The organism is Paracoccus aurantiacus, from assembly GCF_007993065.1.
GTDB classification, from domain to species: Bacteria; Pseudomonadota; Alphaproteobacteria; order Rhodobacterales; family Rhodobacteraceae; genus Paracoccus; species Paracoccus aurantiacus.
Genome location: NZ_VOPL01000001.1, coordinates 42,016 through 60,252 on the forward strand (window position 1 = coordinate 42,016; position 18,237 = coordinate 60,252).

Consider the following 18,237-nt stretch of genomic DNA (forward strand, 5'->3'; position numbering starts at 1 on the left):
TTTCCTGCGGCCGGGACGCGGCAGCGTTCATGTGGTGGGGCGGGGGCCGGCGGCTAGAACAGCAGGCCGTCCGGCATCCGCAAAAGCAGACCCTTCGCCATGAGCAGCCAGAACAGCGCCACAATCGCAATCGCGATCACAATACGGCGAAGCCAGACTGCATTGGGCTGCGGTTCGTGTTCGGCGATGAACATGATGACCAGAAACGCGATCAGGCTGCTGGCCCCGAAGCCAAGCACCGGGATCGCAAATACCCAGGCGGCAAAAGCCACGCCAAGCGCGATACGTTTGCGCGACGCCTCTGCGGGTTCGGGCGCGGGTGCGCGAACACCGCGGCCGGTCAGCGCAAGGCCGATCATGACCAGCGAAAAGCCGATCAGCAGGATGGAGATCGCGCGCGGAAAGACGGCGCCCATCGCGCTCATATCCGCGGTATCCATCAGGGCAATCGCGCCGATCACCACGAATATGGCCGCACAGATCATCGCGCCGGTGTCGCGGGTGGATGCCTGGGGCGCCCCGGTCGCGGCAGGGGCGGTCGGGTGGGCCTCTGCCTCGGTCGCGATCTCTGTCAGCGGTTCGCTGTTGCGCCGGCGTGCGCGCCATTCGGCGTAGAACGGGTAACACAGCGTCAGGGCTGCAGCGGCAATGATCGCAATGCTGATCGGCCGGCCGAAATACATTCCCGCCAGATTGCCGGTCGAACTGCCGATCAGCCAGCTTTGCACGAAGCCCTGTTCCGCGATCTGACCCAGAACGAGGCCCAGCACGATAGGCGATGGCTGGAAGCCGTAGCGGTTCAATATCCAGCCAATGACGCCCAGAACGAACATCACCTGCACGTCATGCACGTTGGAATGGATCGCGAATGAGCCGACGACCGTCAGGAATGCGATGGTCGGCACCAGCAGCGATTTCGGAAACGAGATGATCGACCTGTAGGCATAGCGCCCGATCAGAAGCCCCGCCGGCAACATCAGCACGGTCGCGATCAGCAGCCCATAGATGAAGGTATAGACGGTATCGGCCTCGGCGTTGAAAAGCTGCGGCCCGATCTTGATGCCCTGCACAAGCAGCGCGCCAAGGATGATCGCGTCGGGCGGCGTGCCGGGGATACCCAGCACCAGCGTCGGGATGAAGCCGCCGCCGACCGTGGCGTTGTTTGCCGCCTCGGTCGCGATCACGCCATCGGGTTCGCCCTTTCCGAAATTGGCCGAGCGAGGAGAGGCGCGGCGTGCCTCGGTATAGCTGACCAGCCCGGCGATGGAGCCGCCCGCCCCGGGCAGGATGCCCACGACCGTGCCGATCACGGATGACCGGACGACGTTGAACTTGGACTTCCAGGCGATTGCCGCAGCCTCGGCCAGCCGATAGCCCTTGTCGTCAGCCTCGACCTTCAGATGCGCGGCCTTGGTCGCCACCAGATCGAGTATTACCGGGATGCAGTAAAGACCGATCAGCGCCGACACCACGTCGATGCCGCCCAGAAATGACGGCAGACCGCCGGTCAGGCGCACATCGCCGCCGACCACCGCCACGCCGACCATCGACAGAAGCAACCCGATACAGGCCCCGATCAGCCCTTTCAGCGTATTGCCGACCGACAGTGCCGCAATCAGCGTAAGTCCGAAGATTGCCAGCCAGAAATATTCCGGCGGCCCGAATGCCAGTGCCACCTTTGCCAGCGGCGGGGCCAGAAACAGAAGCGCCAGCGCCCCCACGATCCCGCCCGAGACAGAGGCGAAGGTGGCCAGCGTTACTGCCAGCCCGCCATCGCCCCGGCGTGCCATCGGGTAGCCGTCGAAGGTTGTCGCGATCGACGAAGGTGTGCCGGGCGTGTTCACAAGGATCGCAGCGAAGGCACCCCCGTAAATCGCGCCCGTGTAAATCGCGCCAAGCGCGATGAGGCCCGAAGCGGGCTCCATCGCGAAGGTGAATGGAACCAGCACAGCCACCGCCATCGTGGCCGACAGTCCCGGCAGCGCGCCAATCACCGTCCCCAGCACCACGCCCACAAGCGCGAGAAGCAGGTTCATCGGTGTCAGCGCATGCAGAAAATAGCTGAGCAGTTCCATTCGCTGTCCCGCTGCTTACTGGCCGATGCCAAGCGCCTTGGCGCCCTCGGAATATTCCGCGGTCATCTGGGCCACGAAATCCGGCATCTTGTCATAGGTGATGTCGGTCAGAACGAAGCCGCCATCCTCCATCTTCTTGACGAAATCCGGGTCGGCGTTGATCTCTGCCACAATGTCGGAAATCCGCTGGCGAAGATCTTCGGGCGTCGAGGCAGGAACGGCCACGCCGCGATAGGCACCGCCGACGATGTCGAAGCCGAGTTCCTTGAAGGTCGGCACATCCGGGAAGGCCGGCATGCGTTCGTCCGAGGCAACTGCGAGCATGCGGAGCGCGTCACCCTGCGCCATGGCCGAGGTCGCATAGTTGAAGCCTGCCGTGGTCTGCTTGCCCAGAACCGCCGTCACCGACGGCCCGGTGCCCGAGAACGGAACATAGGTCGTGGTCACGCCCGCCGCACTGTCGAATTCAAGCTGCCCGAGATTGTTCGCCGATTTGGAGCCAGAGCCCGCAAACGTGACCATGCCGGGATTCGCCTTGGCATAGTCGATCAGCTGCTGAAGCGTTTCGAATTCGCTGTCGGCGGTCACGAAAATCGCATTGGGCGTATAGTGGAAATAGTGAACCGGCGTCAGATCCTCGGTCTTGTAGCCGGCATCGCCCTCCAGCGGTTGCAGGATGGTGTGGGGCAGGTTGATGCCCATGATCGTATAGCCGTCGCCCGCAATGTCGTTCAGTTGCGACCACGCCTGCGCACCGCCCGCGCCGGGCTGATACTGAATGATGACATCCTGGCCGGTATGCTCGTTCCATTCGGCCTGCTGAAACCGTGCCGAGATGTCGGATTCGCCCCCGGCATCGAAGGGGATGATATAGGTCATCGCCTTGGTCGGAAACGACGCCGCATCCTGTGCGAAAGCTGGTATTGCGGCGCTCAGCGCGATGGCGGCGCTGACGAGAATTGTCTTGCGTAATGTCATGTCGTCCTCCCTGTGTTTTGCCCAACGGGGCGGGCCCGGTCGTGTTTGCCTTGGTCGGGGATGCGCCGTTCCCGCAGCGCGTCCGTCCGTGCCCATGCAACCCGGCGTCTCCCCCGGCCGGTCGCCCCGCCGCATGGCAGGACAGGTGAAGCTTAACTGCTGCAATCCGCGCTATGAATTTCCGAATATTCACTTCATTATTGAATTCAAGGAACGAGTGGGGCGCGGATGAGCAGCCAGTCGGACATGGAATTCTTCGCCGTCGTCGCGCAGCGCAACAGTCTTGCCGAAGCGGCGCTGGAACTCGGGCTAACGGCATCTGCCGTAAGCCGCAGGCTGGCGCGGATCGAGGACCGTCTGGGCGTGCGTCTGATAAACCGGACCACGCGACGGCTGCGCCTGACCGGCGAAGGCGATGCCTATCTGAGCTCGTCTCTCGACATCATCGAGCGTATTGCGACCGTGGAGGAGGCGATGACCTCGTCGCGCGGCGATCCGCAGGGGCTGATGCGGATCAACGCGACTTTTCAGTTCGGGCGCGAACATGTGGCGCCAGCCATATCCGCTTTTTCGGCGCTCTATCCCAATGTGCAGGTTCAACTCGTTCTGACCGACGCGCCTCTCAATATCGTCGATGAGGGGATCGACCTGCAGATCCGTTTTGGCGAGCCGACGGCCACCAGTCAGGTGATGGGGCTGATCCTGCGCAACCGGCGTGTGCTGATTGCGGCACCGGATTACCTGCGCCGCCACGGGCGGCCTAAGCGGCTCGCCGATCTCGCGCAGCATGACTGTATCGTGCTGCGTCAGGAGCATTCAGCCTATGACGTCTGGCGTTTCGGGAACGAGGAAAATGTGCGCGTCGCGGGTCGGCTGTCCAGCAATGACGGCGAAATCGCCGTGCAGTGGGTTTTGGACGGACACGGAATCATGCTCCGCTCGGAATGGGACATTGCGCGACATGTCCGCGCCGGTAAGCTGGAAGTCGTGCTGCCGCGCCATTTCATGCGCGCCGATGTCATGGCCGTCTATCCAGAGCGGCTGAACCTGTCGGCCAAGGTGCGCATCTTCATCGACCTGCTGCGGGAACGGCTGCGCGACGCCACCGCGAGCCTGCAATTGCCGTGACCCATCAGGCGCGGCGGGCCTGCTGCCAGAAACGCTCTGCCATGTCGGGCAGGCGGCTGCGCGGACGAAACAGACCGATCTCGACCGCGACCGACCATTCTGCGCCGCCGGCCAGAACAAGCCTGCCATCGTCACGCAATTCGGGCGCGGCAAGGGATTCGGGCACCCATGCGACGCCCCTGCCTTCAATCGCGAGCGCATGCAGAACCATGGCGAGATGCGATGTCAGAACCGGCGCGAGATGAAGCTCGCCGGTTTTCGCGAACAGCACCGCGTCAAGTATTCTGCCCATGCCCGACCCGGTTTCGTATCGCAGGGCTGGGACCGGCGCATCGCGCGTTCCTGGCAAGGCGAAGCGCGGCTTGGCACCGTCGCGGAGACTGACGGGGACAAGGCGGTCGTGCGACAGGACGATATGCCGGAAATCTGCTTCGGGAAGCGCCGTCGGGCTGGCCGGGTGATGGTGACACAGAAGAAATTGGGCGTCGCCCGACAATAGCACGCGCTCGCACTCCTTCATATTGTCGGACAGAAGCCTGACGGGCAGGGCGGCCATTTCTGTCCCAAGCCCCTGCATCCAGCCGGGAAAGAAGCGGAAGGACAGCGCATGGGTGGCCGCGAAGGTCAGCGTCGCCGTTGCCGTTTGCGCCTGCGCGATCTCGCGCCTCGCGCGGTCGAGCCGCTGGCCCACGTCGCCCGCCGCATCCATCATGATCCGCCCGGCTGGCGTCAGCGACAGTCGATGTGTGCTGCGATCAATCAGCGTCGCCCCGCACCACGTTTCCAGCGCGCGGATGCGACGCCCGAAGGCTGGTTGGGTAATATTGCGCGCTTCCGCCGCCCGCGAAAAATTCAGCGTCTTGGCAAGCGCCTGAAGGTCATCGAGCCAGGTCGTGTCCATACCGTCCCATGCATATAAGGCACCAGTTAGAATATGAACTTACGCTGAACGCACTGGAATTCCAGCCTAACCTATGCCAATCCGGCACTGAAATGGCCCCGATCGGCATTGGCCTGCCAGACATCGCAGGGATAATCTCATTCGCAAGAGCGGCGGGCCGCTGCGACAATCTTCCGGGGAACATCATGCGCATCATCGACATCTGCGAAGTCACGAAGCCAATCTCGTCGCCTATCCGCAACGCCTATATCGACTTTTCCAAGATGACGGCGAGTCTGGTTGCCGTCGTGACAGATGTTGTCCGCGACGGACGGCGGGTGGTCGGATACGGGTTCAACTCGAACGGGCGATACGGGCAGGGCGGTCTGATCCGAGAGAGATTCCGCGATCGCATCCTTGAAGCCGATCCCGAAAGCCTGATGAATGGTGACGGCACAAATCTTGATCCGCACAAGATCTGGGCGGCCATGATGATGAATGAAAAGCCCGGCGGCCACGGCGAACGCTCTGTCGCGGTCGGGACAATCGACATGGCCGTCTGGGACGCGGTCGCCAAGATCGAGGAAAAGCCGCTGTTTCGCCTGTTGGCCGATATGAAGGGCCGCGAGGCCGATCCGCGCGTCTTCGTCTATGCAGCGGGCGGCTATTACTATCCCGGCAAGGATAACAGCGCGCTGCGGGCCGAGATGCGCGGCTACCTGAACCGCGGCTATAATGTGGTGAAGATGAAGATCGGCGGCGCCCCGATTGACGATGATCGCGCCCGTATCGAGGCAGTTCTGGAAGAGATCGGACCCGACGCACAGCTCGCGGTCGATGCCAATGGCCGCTTCGATCTGGAAACCGCCATCGCCTACGCCAAGATGCTGCGCGACTATCCGCTGTTCTGGTACGAGGAAATCGGCGATCCGCTGGATTACGCGCTTCAGGCAGCGATTTCAGAATTTTACGACGCGCCTATGGCTACGGGCGAAAACCTGTTCTCGCATCAGGACGCGCGCAACCTTCTGCGCTATGGCGGTATGCGCGCCGATCGTGACTGGCTGCAATTTGATTGTGCGCTGTCTTATGGTCTGGTGGAATACCTGCGCACGCTTGACGTGCTTCGCCAGTTCGGCTGGTCGCCGTCACGCTGCATTCCACATGGCGGCCACCAGATGTCGCTGAACATCGCCGCAGGCCTTGGCCTGGGCGGGAATGAAAGCTACCCGGACCTGTTCCAGCCCTATGGCGGTTTCCCAGACAGCGTGAATGTCGAAGATGGTCATATCGTGATGCCTGAGCTGCCGGGCATCGGTTTCGAAGGAAAATCCGACCTCATCAAGGTCATGCGCGAGTTGGCAGAGTAGGGCACCACGCCCGCCACTCGGCGCGCCGGTGCCGCGATACGCGAATGATCCAGTGCGTTGGCTGCTTTAGTCGAGCAGGCTGCCCGCAGGATTTGCCGTCATGGCTGGGATTCGCTCACCCCGAACACACTGGAAAACGCCCCGCAAGGCGGCTGCTTGGGATGGCAATGCGTGAATGGCGGACGGTGAGGGATTCGAACCCTCGAGACGGTTCCCCGCCTACACACTTTCCAGGCGTGCGCCTTCGACCACTCGGCCAACCGTCCGTGCCGCGCTAGTTAGCGACTGTCGCGGGGAACCGCAAGATCAGAGCTTCGAAATCCGTTTCTGCAGGGCAGCAAGCTGGCGACGGATCTCTTCCATGTCGCCATCCGCCGGGGGCGGGGCCTTGGAATCGGTCTGAGTTTCGGCTTCGGGGCCTGAAGTGCCGCTGCCCCAGCCGCCCATCATGGCCTTCAGGAAAGCCTGCTGCTGGCGCTGAAGCTGGTCGAATCCGGGCATCCGCGACATCGGATTCGACATCTCGGTCATGCGCTCCATCATCTTGGACTGGCCCTCGCGGAGCATCTCGAAACTGGCGGCGAGAAATTGCGGCACAACGCTTTGCGCCTGAGTCGTATAGCTGCGCACGAGATCGGTCAGCACGTCAACGGGAAGCACGCTTTCGCCACGGCTTTCGTGTTCTGCGATGATCTGAAGCAGATATTGCCGGGTCAGGTCGTCGCCGGTCTTGAGATCGACGATCTTCACCTCTCGACCGTCACGAATGAAACCTGCGATGTCTTCGAGCGTCACATAATCGCTCGTTTCGGTATTATAGAGCCGCCGGCTGGCATAACGCTTGATCAGCAGCGGCGCGGCGGGTTCGGGATTGGCCATCGCTGTCCTCATGAATGCATTCGCAGCATCTTGGAAGCAAAGAACCTAAATTGCAAAGGAAAAAGGGGCGGTCACACGGACCACCCCTTTCGGATTGATGCCTGAAGGCGATCAGCCCTTGGCAGCGTTGGTCGCTTTCTTGACAGCGTCCTGCGCTTGCTTGGTGGCCTGCTCGGCCGACTTCTGCGCGTCGCTGGCCATGTCCTTACCGGCAGCCATCAGCAGATCGACGGTTTCCATCTGCAGCTTTTTCGCAACTTCGGCGAAAGCCGACAGGTGCTCGGCAGCGGTTTCGGCCGAAGCGTTGGCGAAATCGGTGAACGCTTTGGCATAGGCGCTTGCGTCGTCTTTCTTGGCGGTCAGCTCACCAATGCGGGCGATCGAGTCCTTGGCCCACTGGGCCGAGATCTCGGTCGAACGCTCGGCAGCCGACAGCGCGACTTTCGACAGCTTTTCGTTCAGAGCCGACTGGCTTTTGAACGCGTCCTGCATCGACGAGGTGTCAACCGGGAAGTTCGCCATCATGTCCTGCATCGTCTTGGTGAAATCGGGGGTCTTTGCCATATCTCTATCTCCTGTCTTTGGCGGCTAGGGGAGGAATACCGCCTGTCTGTCACAGTGACATGAACATAGATTCTGCGTCGCAGCATTTCAAGGCAAAATTTCTGCGTTGCAGCAAATTTTTGCACATCCAGGAAAATGCATAAATTTCAGTGCCTTTCATGAACGTAGCTGCCCGGCGCCGCGCCAAATCCGGGTTCTGGCTGCCTTGCAGGCACCATTGAACCGGACCGTTCGGTCAGCCATCGCTGCCATGTCGGCCACCAGCTGCCTGCGGTAAAGCTGGCCGAATCGTGCCATTCCTCGGGCCCGTTCGCAAAGTCGGTGCCGCCGGTGTAGTGACCGTATTTCTTCTTTGAAGGCGGATTGACGATCCCCGCGATATGGCCGGATTCCGACAGGATAAAGCGCTTGTCCGCACTCGCCATCTTCGCGACGCCCCGCCAGCTGTATTTCCAGGGGGCGATGTGGTCGGTCTCGCAGCCAATGGCACAAAGCGGCAGCTTGATGTCGGCAAGCGTCAGCTTGTGGCCCTTCATCGGAAAACCTTCGCCCACAAGCAGGTTCTGCTGGCACAGACCGCGAAGGTAGTCGACCGTCATGCGGCCGGGAAGGTTCGTCGCATCGCCGTTCCAATAAAGCAGGTCGAAGGCGGGCGGGGCTTCGCCCATCAGGTATGACCGGATCGCCGGTCCCCAGACGAGGTCGTTCGCACGCAGAAAGCTCATCGTGCGGGTCATGAGATGCGAGGCGAAAATGCCCGCGCGCGCGACTTCCGCAGTGATCCCCTCGACGAAATCGTCCTGAAGGAACGGCGTGAATTCGCCCTGCTCGTCGAAATCGGTCAGCGTGGTGAAGAAGGTCGCCGATTCCACACGGTCATCGCCGCGCTGTTCCATCAGGGCCAGCGTCAGCGACAAGGTCGTGCCGCCGATGCAATAGCCGACGGCATTCAGCTTGGGCTGTTCGGTAATCTCCTCGACAGCGTCCATGACCGAAAGATAGGCATCGACATAATCTTCCAGCCCGGTATCGGCATAGCTGGCATCGGGGTTTTTCCAGGAAACGACGAACAGCGTATAGCCCTGATCGACGATCCACCGGATCAGGCTGTTTTCTGGCTTCAGGTCGAGGATGTAGAACTTGTTGATCCAGGGCGGGAACAGCACCAGCGGAATGGCATGCACCTGTTCGGTGGTCGGGCTGAACTGGATCAGTTCATACAAAGGCTCGCGCCGGACGACCTCGCCCGGCGCGGTGCCGATATTTTCGCCCACAGCGAACGCGTTGCGGTCGGCAAGCGAAACCACAAGCTCGCCGCCATGCGACTCGACGTCGCGAACAAGGTTCTCCAGCCCTTTCACGAGGCTCTCGCCTTCGGTTTCCAGCGCCCGTTCGATCGCATCGGGATTGGTCGCCAGAAAGTTGGTCGGCGCGAACATGTCGATGACCTGATCCGTCAGCCAGTTCAGCCGGTGCTGATCGACCGCGCTCAGCATGTCCAGACCCTGCGCCGCCTCGCGCATCGCGCGCGCGTTGATCTGATACTGGGTCTTCACGAGGTTGAAATAGGGGTGCGACTGCCACAACGGGTTGCGGAAACGCTTGTCGGTTTCGGGTTCCTCGGCCGGTGTCACCGTCAGTTTGCCCTTGGCCAGCTGCGATTGCATTTCTGCGTAATGGGCCAAGGTCGCGCCCCAATACTTGACCTGTTGTTCAAGGATGCGCGCCGGTTGTTCGTGCCACAGCTTGGCCCAGGCGAGGCCGGCATTGACCATCAGATCTGCGCCCGGCCCTTCGACGCCCGGATCGTGCATCGGCCGTTGTGACAGAGCCGAGGCGAGGCGCTGGGTCAATACCTCGATCCGCTCCATGTTCTCGGTCAACTGACCGGCGGCGGCGAGCGTCTCTTCTTTCGGCGCAGCGTGGGGCAGCGGGGGCGCGGTCGCCGCGCCCTTCGCCTCGCTGCTGGTGACGGATGCGCCAGCAGCGAGATCGGCTGGCGGCGATTGCGGTGTGCCTGCGGGCGCGACGGGTGGCTGGGCAGATGTGGCAGACGATGTCGCAGCCGATGCCTTCGCGCCTGACGGCTTCGCGGCGCTCGGCTTTGCAGCTTTCCTCGCCGTTCGTCCAGTCGCGGTTGATGCAGCGGCGCGAGGCTGGGCGGTGCTGCCACTTGCAGCCCCGGATTTCGCAGCGCGCCCCTTCGCAGCTGATTTCTTGGCCGTCGCGGGCTGAGCCGTCGCATCGGCCTTTTCAGACTTCGATGCCTTCGCATCGGCGGCGGACGCCACTCCACGACCGCCCAGGGCGGCTTCGGTCCGTCTGGTGGTTCCGCGCGGTTTCGTTGCGGCCTTTCCAGCCGCCTTGGTCGCTGCACCCGAAGATTTCGGGGCAGAACGCGCTGGTTTCTGCGCAGTCTTCGACGCTGATTCCGCAGCTTGCGAACGTGGTGCCCGGCGCTTCGACCCGGATGCGGAAGCGGGTGCCGGATCGCTTCCAGATGCCGGGGAAGTCACGGTATTTTTCGTGCTTGACGTTGCGGCACCCTTGCCACGTCCACCGGATTTCCGCTTGTCGTTGCTTGCCATGGTCAAACATCCCCCCTAGTCTTCGTCGGTAATCTTAACCGGCGTCCCGCCTTTGAAAAAGGGGGCAGTTCCACGCCGGCACCTGATGAAAATGAGGTATGGAATGGCCAAGCAACCATTGAAGGGGCTGATCTCCTACGACGCGATGGAGACGATCCGCAATACCAATGAATGGCTCGGCGCGTCGGCCCGTGCGATGGCCTCCTATCCGATCTTCGCGATGGTCCCGCATCCGATGTTCCGCCTGATGAGCGCATGGGGCCGCGTCACCGAACGCAGCTTCTCGCGCATGGTCATCAAGCCGGATTGGAACATTCCGCCCATCGCGGGCGCGGACGGCCAGGACCATATCGTCTATGTCGAGCCGGTGTTGAAACGTGACTTCGGTGATCTGCTGCATTTCCGCGTCGCCCGCCGCGAACCGATGGAGCGCAAGATTCTGCTGGTCGCGCCCATGTCGGGTCATTATGCGACGCTGCTGCGCTCAACCGTGACATCATTGCTGCCCGATGCCGATGTCTACATCACCGACTGGCACAATGCGCGCAATATCCCGGTCTCGAAAGGCAAGTTCGATATCGAGGACTATACCGACTATCTCGTCGAGTTCATGAGCCATCTCGGACCGGAACTGAACGTGATCGCGGTTTGCCAGCCTGCACCGCTCGCGCTTGCCGCAACCGCGCTGCTTGCCGAACACGACCCGAAAAAGCAGCCGCGCACGCTGACCCTGATCGGCGGTCCGATCAACCCGGACGCGGCGGCGACCGAAGTCACCGATTTCGGCAACCGGATGACGATGGGCGAACTGGAATATCTGGTCATTCAGCAGGTCGGCTTCAAATACAAGGGCGCCGGGCGCATGGTCTATCCGGGGCTCGCGCAGCTTGCATCGTTCATCGCGATGAATGCCGAAACCCATGCCGAAGCCTTTATCGACAAGATATTCTCGGAAGCGCGCGGCGAGGGTTCCGAAGCCGACAGGCACAACAAGTTCTATGACGAATATCTCGCGGTTATGGATATGACTGCCGAATTTTATCTTTCTACCGTCGAGCGGATATTCAAGGGCCTGGAGATCGCAGAGAACCGGTTTGTCGCGAACGGAAAGCCGGTCGATATCGGCAAGATCAAGGATGTCGCCGTCATGACCGTCGAAGGAACGAATGACGACATTTCGGCACCCGGCCAATGTGTGGCGGCGCTTGATCTTTGCACGGGTGTTCCCGAGGACAAGAAGGCCCAGCATCTGGAACCGGGCGCGGGCCATTACGGCATCTTCGCCGGCAAGAGCTGGCGCCTGAACATCCGCCCGCTTGTCCTTGACTTCATTGATGAAGCCAGCGCCGAGGCAGAGCGCAAGCCGAAGCGGAAGCGCGGCGCAGAGCCGCATGCCAACGTGACCGAGCCGCTGAAGAACGACAGCAAGGTTGCGGTCTAGCCCGGCCTTTCAGTTGAAACGCACCGGCAGCGCCACGGGGATAGTGGCGCTTTTCCGTTTGCCTTCGGAAGGAGCCGGGCGTGAACGGACGCGATTCTGAGACGCGCAAGGACGATCTGCGGACGGGCGAACCGTATTGGCTTGCGACGAAGGGTATTTCGGTTCCGTTTGTCGCCGACCCCGGCCGCGACCGCTTTGACACTATCGTAGTCGGTGCCGGCATCAGCGGCGCGCTGACCGCCGAAGCGCTGAGCCGGGCCGGGCAATCGGTGCTGATCCTTGACCGCCGGCCGCCCGTGCGTGGATCTACGCCCGCGTCAACTGCGATGATCCAGCACGAAATCGACACCCCGCTGACTGAACTTCAGGATCAGCGCGGATCGCGCGCGGCGAATGCGGCGTGGCGGCGCTCCGTGAAGGCGGTAAGCGATCTTGTCGCGCTGACCCAGGATCTGAGGATCGACTGTCAGATGCAGCCGAAACCAGCCTTGTATCTTGCGGGGGATCAGCTTGATGCCGAGGATCTCTGGGCCGAGGCAAAGGCGCGCCGCAAGATAGGCATTGCCGCCGAATGGATCGGCCGCGATCGTTTGCGCGAGGATTTCGGCATGGATCGCGAGGCTGCAATCCTGTCGCAGGACTCGGCGAGTGCGAACCCGGCGCAACTGAGCGCCGGCCTTCTGCGCGCAGCGAAAAAGCGCGGCGCCGTCATAGCCTCGCCGGTCGAGGTGACGGACATGGCCGAGATGCCCGGCGGCGTGGCGCTTGCAACGCGCGACGGCAGGGTGCTGACGGCGGAACATGTGGTTTTCTGCACCGGATACGAATTTCTGCCACAGATGCGCAGCCGCTCGCATCATGTGACCTCGACCTGGGCGCTGGCGACACTCAAGCTGCGCCAGATGCCAGGCTGGCTGAAAGACACCATCGTCTGGGAGGCCGCCGACCCCTATCTGTATTTCCGCGCCGATCCGTCGGGCCGGATTATCGCCGGTGGCGAAGACGAGGATGCGTCAGAGAAAAACAGCGATCCGAAGCTGCTGGCGCGCAAGACGAAAAAGATCATCGGCAAGCTGAAGGCGCTGACCGGGCTGGATGTGGGCCCGGCCGAATACATGTGGGCCGCGCCTTTCAGCGTCACCACGGACGGGTTGCCGATCATCGACCGGGTCGAGGGGCATGAGCGGGTCTGGGCCGTGATGGGCTTCGGCGGAAACGGTATTACCTTTTCGATGATCGCAGCGCAGATCGTCGCCGCTGGAATCATGGGGCAGGCAGACCGCGACGCCTCGCTGTTCCGCTATAGATAGGGCGAGAGCTTTACCTGAATGTGTTACAGCTTCACCCTAACCGTGACCGAGGCCGCAAGGACGGCGTGATACCCCCATGCTCATCCTGATGCCCGCATGATAGGTCAGGTCGCATTGCGGCACCTGACAGGTAAAAGCGCGCGAAATCAAAGGGCCCTGAGATTGATCGAGCTTTGCTGTCGAACTGGCGAGGGCGTCAATCGCCTTGCGAGGGATGAGTTCATTTGAAATGCATAAGCTATAGATTATCCGCATTCCATGAGCATTCTTGTTTGCATGATGGCTGATATTCCCAAGAATTGACCGGATATTCCACGCCGATCCGTGCCGGTCGAGAGAGGAAGCCAGATGTCGAAACACCTTGGAACCTTCGCTGCCACATTATTGTCGGGCGTGATGTTCACGGCTGCCGCCCAGGCCAGTGACGAAGAATACAGGCTGATCCTGACAAGTGAGGCGGGCGATCATGCCTCGCCGCTTGGTACCGCCATGCGGCTTTGGGAATCGCTGATCGAGGAGAGATCCGGCGGCAGGATGCAGGTCGAGGTTTTCTATCAAAGCGAACTCGGCGGGCAGCAGGAGCTGTTCGATCAACTGGTTCGCGGCAATGTGGACATGATGATCACCTGGCCGCAGACATCCTATGACGAACGTGTCGGCGTCAATTATATCCCCTATCTGGTCCTTGGCTGGGATGATGCGATTGCAGCCTTCGCCCCCGATGGCTGGGTGCAGGAGCTTATGGCCCCGATCTATGAAGATATCGGGCTGAAGTATATCGGGCCTTTCCCGGAAGGCTTCGGCGGCGTTGCCACGCAGGGGCGCTATGCGACCAGCTTCGAGGAGGCGCAGGGCCTGAAGGTCCGCTCTCAGCCGGTTTTCCCGTTACCGCAGACCATAAATACGATGGGCTTTCAGGCCGTGCCGATTGACTGGGCAGAGGTCTATACCTCGCTGCAGACTGGCGTGGTCGATGGCGATTCATCGAATGTCATTTACTGGGATTACGAATATTTCGGCGATGTGCTGGATTATTTCGTCCAGAGCTCGCACAATTTTTCATCCTACTCGCTGCTGATGAGCGACAAGGTCTGGGACGGGATGGACGAGGAAGATCGCGAGATCGTCCTGTCATCCGCCCGCGAGGTTATCGACAAGCAATTCGCCGAGGCCCGTGCCGAGGATGAACGCTGGATCCAGACGGCGCAGGAAAACGGCATGGAATATATCGTGCCGACCGATGCCGAAAAGACCGCATGGGTCGAAAAGGTCCGCGCCGAAGTCTGGCCGCTGATCGAGGAAAGCCTCGGCACCGAAATCATGGATGTCGTTCGCGCAAACGCATCGGTTCCGGGCGAGCCACCACCCGCTGACAGCTGATCGCACCGCCACAGACGGAGGAAGCAAGTTGGATATTCTGAAGAAGCTGGACATCCTGATCTATCAGATCATCCGACCCGTGGTGGTGGTGATCGGGCTGGGCGTCGCATTGTTGCTGGTAATCGGGATCGTGTCGCGCAGCGTGCTGGGAACGCCGGTCTTCGGCCTTGAAGAGATCATGCTGCTGGCGATCATGTGGTTTTACATGATGGGGGCGGTGCTGGCCTCTCGCGAGGGGTCGCATCTGAAGGCCGATCTGATGGATGTCCTGACCGACAATCCAAAGGTCCTCCGCATCGTCGGTATGATCGCGACCGTCATCTCGATCCTGGCGTCGCTGGCCTTCTGTTACTGGGCGATGGATTTTCTGGCCTTCAGCATGTCGCGTTGGCAGACGACGCCGGTCTTCAAGATCCCGTTCTGGATCTCGCAGGTCAGCATCCTTCTGGCGGCCATCCTGCTGACCGCCTACCTGCTGCGCGATCTGGTCATGCTTTGGCGCGGGGATGCGCCGGTCACCACCTCGGATAAGGACGTGTAACGATGGAATCCCTTTTCGCCATTCTCGCCCTGATCGTCTTCATGCTGCTGGGCGTGCCGGTCGTCTTTGCCTTTGCTGCCATGGTCGTGATCCTGACCATCGTCTATGACGTCGCGTGGTCTATGCCGATGATTACCGGTTACTGGACGGTGAATTCGGTTATCCTTGTCGCGCTGCCGCTGTTCGTCATGACCGGCTATCTGATGCAGACGGGCGGTATCGCAAAGCGTCTGGTCGAGTTTGTCGAGGCCGTCGTCGGACGTTCGCGCACCGGCATGGGCACCTCGATGATTGTGTCCTGCGGGATATTCGGCGCAATCTCGGGAACTGCATCGGCGGCCGTTGCGTCCATCGGTTCGATCATGATCGGCCCGATGGAACGGCACGGCTATGGGCGCGGCTATACAAGCGCGCTTCTGGGGATTTCGTCGCTGCTGGGACTGCTGATCCCGCCATCGATCACGATGATCCTTTATGCCGTGGTCACGCGCCAATCCGTCGCGGCCTGCTTTCTGGCGACCATCGGGCCGGGCATATTGCTGATGATCATTCTGTCGATCCTGAACCGCATCCATGTATCGCGGAACCTGCCCGGCGAGGAGACGAAGATGCCTTGGGGCGAGCGGATGGCGGAAATCCGCTCCACTGGCTGGCGAGCGATCCCGGCACTGATGCTGCCGATCCTGATCCTTGGCGGTATCTATGGCGGCTTCTTCACCCCGACCGAGGCCGCCGCAGTCGCCGTCGTCTATGCGATCCCGGTCGGCATGTTCGTCTATCGCGATCTGACCATGCGCAAGATTTTCGAGGCCGTGGTCAGTGCTGCCGCCACAACCGGCGTCATCATGATCATTCTGGTGTTTTCCTTCGTCGCCAGCCGCATCTTCACCATCGAACGCGTGCCGCAACAACTGACCGACTTCCTGCTGGGCAGTTTCGAAAGCCGGATCGTGATCCTGCTGATGGTGAATGTGTTCCTTGTCCTGCTGGGGATGTTCATGGACGATGTCAGCGTCATCGCGATTGTCAGCCCGCTGATGGTCCCGGTCATGGCCGAAATCGGCGTCGATCCAATCCATTTCGCCGCCATTATCGGCACAAGCGTGGTGATCGGCGCGAACAGCCCACCCATGGCACCGATCCTGTTCATGGCATGTCGGGTAGGCGACGTCAGCATGTCGCGCGTCATCAAGCCGGCCTTCTATTTCATGGCATTCGGCGCGCTTCCGGTCATGCTGGTCACAACCTACTGGTCGCCGCTGGCCCTGTTCCTGCCGCGTGCGCTTGGTTACATGGACTGATCGGAGGGCGAGTTTGGCACGGATAGGTTTTCTGGGCACCGGCGAGATCGCGCAGATTCTGGTCGAGACGATCGCCGCTGATGGGCACGAGATCGTCGTCTCGAAGCGAAGCGAGACGGTGTCGGCGCGTCTGGAAAAGACCTATTCCAACGTCAGGCGCGCGGACAATCAGCAGGTCGTTGATGACAGCGACGTGGTCTTCGTCTGCCTTCTGGCCGATACTGCGCGTCAGGTTCTTCCCGAATTGCGCTTCCGGGACGGGCAGACAGTGATCTCCGTCATGGCCCGTATGACGTTGGCAGAACTTTCAAGGCTTTGCGCCCCGGCGCGTGACATCGCCATCGCTATCCCGCTGCCGCCATTGCCGCTTGGGGGGACCCCTCTGGCTGTCTACCCTGACAACGCCCGCCTTCGCGATCTGTTCGGCAAACATGCACATATCCATCCCTGTGCGTCCGAGGAACAGATCAGCGCACATTTCGGCGCCACCGGGTTGATGCTGCCACTGCTGGACCAGATCGACATCGCGGCGACCTGGCTTGCCGGTTTTACTGGCGACAAACGGGCTGCCGCCGCATATGTCGCCGGGCAGATTCGCGGCTACTGCAACCTGCTGACCGCAGATGACGCGCCGGAACTTTCCCATCTGAAAACCGGGCTGGCGACCGAGGGCGGGCTGAACCAGACGCTTTCAAAGGCGCTTCGGGACTGCGGCGCGCATGAGGCGTTGGAGAACGGTCTGGACGGGCTGCGGACCGGGCTGAATCTTCCGGCGAAATCCTAGGCCCCGCGCTTGTCAGGCTCGCGTCGTCGCAGCCGACAACATGTTCCGAGGCGGGTTCGCGCCCGATTTTGCAATATCGTTCTGGATGAAATCGGCGAATGCCTGAACATTCGGCCGACCCTGCGATTCCGCGTTCATCTTCAGGTAATAGCTGCGTCCGGCCTGCAGGGGCGCACCCAAAAGCGGCAAAAGGCGACCGGCTTTCACCAGCGGATCGGTCAGGTGGCTCCAGCCGATCACCACACCTTCACCATTCACCGCTGCGTCCAGCAGCAAGGGGTAATTGTTGCTGACGAAGCTGGGCCGGGGCAGCGGCGCCCTCACTTCCATCGCGTCGAACCAGTTTTCCCAGGTATAGGGTTGCCAGCCGATTGCGTTGTCGGACCAGTGCTTCTTGTGAAGTTCCAGCAGGTCGGCTTTGGCAAGGCTTTCGGCGGTTGCGAATGGCCCGTGGCGGCGCAGGTATTCCGGGCTGCACATGGGCTGGACCAGTTCGGGGAACAGATAGACCAGTTGTTCACCCATATTGCAGCGCTCATTGCCGCAGATAATGGACAGATCGACCTCGGCATGGTTGCGGAACCCGTCATTTTCGTCAGATGACAGCATGACGAAGCGGGCGTCCGGATGCATTTCGCGAAAGCGGTCCATATAGGGCTTGAACCAAAGGGACGCGACCGCATTCGTCCCCGAACAGGTGATTGGCGCGCTGTCTTCGGGCGAGGTGATCGCTGCGATGCCCTCGCACAGACTGTCGAGGCCCTGACTGACGGATTGCAGAAGCGTCACCCCCGCGGCGGTAAGTTCCAGATCGTTATGCTTGCGGATGAACAGTGGCGTCTCAAGCGCTTTTTCAAGCGCCCGTATGTGCTGGCTGACGGCGGCCTGCGACACGTTCAGCTCGGTCGCGGCCAGCGTAAAGCTCAGATGCTTGGCGGCGACTTCGAAAGTCGCCATGGACCCGAGCGAGGGCAGAAATCTGCGCTTTGGCGTCATGGTGCTTCTCCGGGCTGTCTCC

General features: G+C 61.3%; 16 protein-coding genes and 1 tRNA gene. 8 read left to right on the top strand and 9 right to left on the bottom strand.

From position 1 onward, the window contains the following. Positions 1–53: 53 nt before the first annotated feature. The gene (locus tag FQV27_RS00270) at positions 54–2,075 is read right to left on the bottom strand and encodes a tripartite tricarboxylate transporter permease (RefSeq protein WP_147095600.1); all 2,022 of its coding nucleotides are present in this window, start codon (positions 2,073–2,075) and stop codon (positions 54–56) included. A 15-nt stretch (positions 2,076–2,090) separates the two neighbouring features. Further along, positions 2,091–3,053: a tripartite tricarboxylate transporter substrate binding protein gene (locus FQV27_RS00275; protein ID WP_147095603.1), complete on the bottom strand. Its 963-nt coding sequence runs from the start codon at positions 3,051–3,053 to the stop codon at positions 2,091–2,093. Positions 3,054–3,281: 228 nt separating this feature from the next. On the opposite strand from FQV27_RS00275, the gene FQV27_RS00280 reads away from it, so the two are divergent. After that, the gene (locus tag FQV27_RS00280; protein WP_147095605.1) at positions 3,282–4,181 is read left to right on the top strand and encodes a LysR family transcriptional regulator; all 900 of its coding nucleotides are present in this window, start codon (positions 3,282–3,284) and stop codon (positions 4,179–4,181) included. Between the two features lie 4 nt (positions 4,182–4,185). Here FQV27_RS00280 and FQV27_RS00285 read toward each other — a convergent pair whose 3' ends face one another. Further along, positions 4,186–5,082, bottom strand: a complete 897-nt coding sequence (locus tag FQV27_RS00285; protein WP_147095607.1) for a LysR substrate-binding domain-containing protein — start codon at positions 5,080–5,082, stop codon at positions 4,186–4,188. 185 nt (positions 5,083–5,267) lie between these two features. On the opposite strand from FQV27_RS00285, the gene FQV27_RS00290 reads away from it, so the two are divergent. Further along, positions 5,268–6,431: a mandelate racemase/muconate lactonizing enzyme family protein gene (locus FQV27_RS00290; protein WP_147095611.1), complete on the top strand. Its 1,164-nt coding sequence runs from the start codon at positions 5,268–5,270 to the stop codon at positions 6,429–6,431. 176 nt (positions 6,432–6,607) lie between these two features. On the opposite strand, the gene FQV27_RS00295 is transcribed toward FQV27_RS00290, so the two are convergent. The 5 genes from FQV27_RS00295 to FQV27_RS19075 all read right to left on the bottom strand — a co-directional run bounded on the left by FQV27_RS00295 (position 6,608) and on the right by FQV27_RS19075 (position 10,472). Beyond that, a tRNA-Ser gene (locus tag FQV27_RS00295) sits at positions 6,608–6,697 on the bottom strand. A 40-nt stretch (positions 6,698–6,737) separates the two neighbouring features. Next, the gene (gene phaR / locus FQV27_RS00300; protein ID WP_147095614.1) at positions 6,738–7,310 is read right to left on the bottom strand and encodes a polyhydroxyalkanoate synthesis repressor PhaR; all 573 of its coding nucleotides are present in this window, start codon (positions 7,308–7,310) and stop codon (positions 6,738–6,740) included. Positions 7,311–7,421: 111 nt separating this feature from the next. Beyond that, the gene (locus FQV27_RS00305; protein WP_147095616.1) at positions 7,422–7,874 is read right to left on the bottom strand and encodes a Phasin; all 453 of its coding nucleotides are present in this window, start codon (positions 7,872–7,874) and stop codon (positions 7,422–7,424) included. Between the two features lie 146 nt (positions 7,875–8,020). Beyond that, a complete protein-coding gene (locus tag FQV27_RS00310) occupies positions 8,021–9,745 on the bottom strand; it encodes a PHA/PHB synthase family protein (RefSeq protein ID WP_246132998.1) in 1,725 nt (574 codons plus the stop codon). Positions 9,746–10,127: 382 nt separating this feature from the next. Beyond that, on the bottom strand, positions 10,128–10,472 hold the full coding sequence (locus FQV27_RS19075; protein WP_246132946.1) for a hypothetical protein: 345 nt from the start codon (positions 10,470–10,472) through the stop codon (positions 10,128–10,130). 93 nt (positions 10,473–10,565) lie between these two features. Here FQV27_RS19075 and phaZ point away from each other — a divergent pair, with 93 nt between their 5' ends. The 6 genes from phaZ (at position 10,566) to FQV27_RS00340 (ending at position 17,219) form a co-directional block, all read left to right on the top strand. Continuing rightward, complete coding sequence (gene phaZ / locus FQV27_RS00315; protein ID WP_377768723.1) at positions 10,566–11,903, top strand: polyhydroxyalkanoate depolymerase; 1,338 nt, start codon at positions 10,566–10,568, stop codon at positions 11,901–11,903. An 80-nt stretch (positions 11,904–11,983) separates the two neighbouring features. Beyond that, positions 11,984–13,213, top strand: a complete 1,230-nt coding sequence (locus FQV27_RS00320) for an NAD(P)/FAD-dependent oxidoreductase (protein ID WP_147095621.1) — start codon at positions 11,984–11,986, stop codon at positions 13,211–13,213. A 348-nt stretch (positions 13,214–13,561) separates the two neighbouring features. Beyond that, a complete protein-coding gene (dctP, locus tag FQV27_RS00325) occupies positions 13,562–14,593 on the top strand; it encodes a TRAP transporter substrate-binding protein DctP (protein WP_222611646.1) in 1,032 nt (343 codons plus the stop codon). A gap of 28 nt (positions 14,594–14,621) precedes the next feature. Next, positions 14,622–15,134: a TRAP transporter small permease gene (locus FQV27_RS00330; RefSeq protein ID WP_186827167.1), complete on the top strand. Its 513-nt coding sequence runs from the start codon at positions 14,622–14,624 to the stop codon at positions 15,132–15,134. Positions 15,135–15,136: 2 nt separating this feature from the next. Further along, complete coding sequence (locus FQV27_RS00335; protein ID WP_147095627.1) at positions 15,137–16,435, top strand: TRAP transporter large permease; 1,299 nt, start codon at positions 15,137–15,139, stop codon at positions 16,433–16,435. Between the two features lie 13 nt (positions 16,436–16,448). Further along, the gene (locus FQV27_RS00340) at positions 16,449–17,219 is read left to right on the top strand and encodes an NAD(P)-binding domain-containing protein (protein ID WP_186827168.1); all 771 of its coding nucleotides are present in this window, start codon (positions 16,449–16,451) and stop codon (positions 17,217–17,219) included. A 12-nt stretch (positions 17,220–17,231) separates the two neighbouring features. Here the strand turns inward: FQV27_RS00340 and FQV27_RS00345 are convergent, their stop codons facing one another. Further along, positions 17,232–18,215 carry a LysR family transcriptional regulator gene (locus FQV27_RS00345; protein ID WP_147095631.1) on the bottom strand — a complete coding sequence of 328 codons (984 nt, stop codon included), beginning with the start codon at positions 18,213–18,215 and terminating at the stop codon, positions 17,232–17,234. Positions 18,216–18,237: the final 22 nt, after the last annotated feature.

What these genes read in the sequence shown, in the direction of transcription:
- FQV27_RS00285 (WP_147095607.1), bottom strand. Translation starts at nt 5,082, where the DNA reads ATGGACACGACCTGGCTCGATGACCTTCAGGCGCTTGCCAAGACGCTG.
- FQV27_RS00310 (WP_246132998.1), bottom strand. Translation starts at nt 9,745, where the DNA reads ATGGAGCGGATCGAGGTATTGACCCAGCGCCTCGCCTCGGCTCTGTCA.
- dctP (WP_222611646.1), top strand. Translation starts at nt 13,562, where the DNA reads ATGTCGAAACACCTTGGAACCTTCGCTGCCACATTATTGTCGGGCGTG.
- FQV27_RS00345 (WP_147095631.1), bottom strand. Translation starts at nt 18,215, where the DNA reads ATGACGCCAAAGCGCAGATTTCTGCCCTCGCTCGGGTCCATGGCGACT.
- FQV27_RS00305 (WP_147095616.1), bottom strand. Translation starts at nt 7,874, where the DNA reads ATGGCAAAGACCCCCGATTTCACCAAGACGATGCAGGACATGATGGCG.
- FQV27_RS00280 (WP_147095605.1), top strand. Translation starts at nt 3,282, where the DNA reads ATGAGCAGCCAGTCGGACATGGAATTCTTCGCCGTCGTCGCGCAGCGC.
- FQV27_RS00335 (WP_147095627.1), top strand. Translation starts at nt 15,137, where the DNA reads ATGGAATCCCTTTTCGCCATTCTCGCCCTGATCGTCTTCATGCTGCTG.
- FQV27_RS00275 (WP_147095603.1), bottom strand. Translation starts at nt 3,053, where the DNA reads ATGACATTACGCAAGACAATTCTCGTCAGCGCCGCCATCGCGCTGAGC.
- phaZ (WP_377768723.1), top strand. Translation starts at nt 10,566, where the DNA reads ATGGCCAAGCAACCATTGAAGGGGCTGATCTCCTACGACGCGATGGAG.
- FQV27_RS00290 (WP_147095611.1), top strand. Translation starts at nt 5,268, where the DNA reads ATGCGCATCATCGACATCTGCGAAGTCACGAAGCCAATCTCGTCGCCT.
- phaR (WP_147095614.1), bottom strand. Translation starts at nt 7,310, where the DNA reads ATGGCCAATCCCGAACCCGCCGCGCCGCTGCTGATCAAGCGTTATGCC.
- FQV27_RS00270 (WP_147095600.1), bottom strand. Translation starts at nt 2,075, where the DNA reads ATGGAACTGCTCAGCTATTTTCTGCATGCGCTGACACCGATGAACCTG.
- FQV27_RS19075 (WP_246132946.1), bottom strand. Translation starts at nt 10,472, where the DNA reads ATGTTTGACCATGGCAAGCAACGACAAGCGGAAATCCGGTGGACGTGG.